The 1,809-nt window shown below is 33.6% G+C and carries 3 protein-coding genes; all 3 read left to right on the plus strand.

The window, feature by feature from the left end:
• The coding region (locus I3255_RS14040; RefSeq protein WP_238039370.1) for a DeoR/GlpR family DNA-binding transcription regulator at positions 1–475 on the plus strand (475 nt) is incomplete at its 5' end.
• Positions 476–1,123: 648 nt separating this feature from the next.
• Positions 1,124–1,528, plus strand: coding sequence for a VOC family protein (locus tag I3255_RS14045; RefSeq protein WP_138222742.1), 405 nt, complete (start codon positions 1,124–1,126; stop codon positions 1,526–1,528).
• Between the two features lie 68 nt (positions 1,529–1,596).
• Positions 1,597–1,809: hypothetical protein (locus I3255_RS14050; RefSeq protein ID WP_238039371.1), on the plus strand; the 213-nt coding region annotated here is incomplete at its 3' end.

The following is a 1,809-nucleotide window of genomic DNA, read 5'->3' on the forward strand; positions in this document are numbered from 1 at the left end:
AACGGTTCTTATTGAGGGCGGAAGTGCAAATGCATTACTTGCTCGACTATTAGCCGAACGAGGAGACGTCACAATTATTACTCCCTCGGCATATATTGCTCATTTAATAAGAAATACTTCTGCTAACGTAATTTTATTAGGCGGTGTTTACCAACATCATGGCGAAAGTTTAGTTGGCCCTTTGACTAAATTATGTATAGAAAACATCAACTTTAGTACCGCTTTCTTAGGTGTAGATGGGTTTCATCAGGATACCGGTTTTACCAGCAGGGATATGATGAGAGCGGAAATAGCTTCTGTTATTTTAACTAAGAATCGTCGTAATATTGTTTTAACAGACTCAAGTAAATTTGGCCAAATTTATCCATCGACTATAGGTAAAACTAGTAATATCAACATATTAGTTACCGATACTGGAATATCAGATGATGACCTTTCATTTTTCAAGAACAATAATGTTGAAGTCATCTTTTAAGTATAAGTTTTCCTGTCAACACATTCAGTCTAAAAAGATTGAATGTGTTATTTAGCATTGTCTGTTCAGAAATAAGACACAGTTTCGACATCGTAGCATATCTTTATAACTTCCCGTCAGCTTACCATCGTCATTTAGTATGTTGCTCAAAATTACATCAATAGCCGATTTTTGAGTAATTTGCATAAGGTATCAATTAAAAAGTGTTAGCAGGTTCTTGAAAAGATAAAAATTTTATGTAGAGAATGGTTACGAAACGATCAAACTATTTATTGATTCTGCTAATAAACTTTATTGAATTTTCTATTGTTGTATTGATAAATCATGAGCTATTTTAAGTGTATTGGTATGTCCTCAAGGATGAACTTAAGATGAGAAAGAGTAAGTTAAATCGATACTACGATGAATTGACAAATATAGTTAGACAACGACCAAATGCAGTCTTGTTGGCAAGTGATGTGTTGGTTAGGTTAAAAGAAATTAAGACTGATCAAAAACACTTTTATAAGATGCCTAAAGAAAAAGTCGAATCATAGTGTGGATGCTTTCTAAATCAGCAATGCATATGTATACCTACAACCTTTTATTAGAAGGTATTTACTATTTATAGTGTAAAATTCATTCCTCATAACAATATTGAGGTTTAGGATGACACAATCAATTAAACAGCAAATAGGCAATATAGCAGTCGTTGTAGAAAACTATGATGATGCCATTGAGTTTTATACTCAAAAACTTCAATTTACATTAGTTGAAGATACTGACTTGGGAAATGGTAAGCGCTGGGTTCAGGTTTCACCTCCAAACTCCAATGGTACTAACTTACTTTTGGCTCAAGCTAGTACTGAAGAACAACTCCAGGCTGTTGGTAATCAAACTGGTGGCCGTGTGTTCTTGTTTTTGCAGACTAACGACTTTTGGCGAGACTACGAAACGATGAAATTAAATGGCGTAGTATTTAATGAAGAGCCTCGAGTTGAAGATTACGGTACAGTAGTTGTGTTCCAAGATCTTTATGGAAATAAGTGGGACTTGTTGCAATTAGCTAAATGATATTTGAACAAAATAGTTTGTAGAACAATAATTGATATAGATATTCTATATACGGCTAGCTGGATGCAATGAAATACTCAACGTCTACAAAAAATTATGATACTGGTGATGTTGTTATGGCTGGTATAATCATAGCAATCGTTAGTATTCTCACATTGTATTTTGTGAGTTTTATTTATGACCTGTCGGTATTTGATACGTTGTTTCTTGTGGTGAAGATCCCTTTCTGGGTTGTGTTGCTTATAACCTGTATTTTTATTGCGTTAATTACTTATATTTTT

It is taken from the genome of Psychrobacter sp. Ps6 (assembly GCF_022129235.1).
Taxonomy (GTDB): Bacteria; Pseudomonadota; Gammaproteobacteria; order Pseudomonadales; family Moraxellaceae; genus Psychrobacter.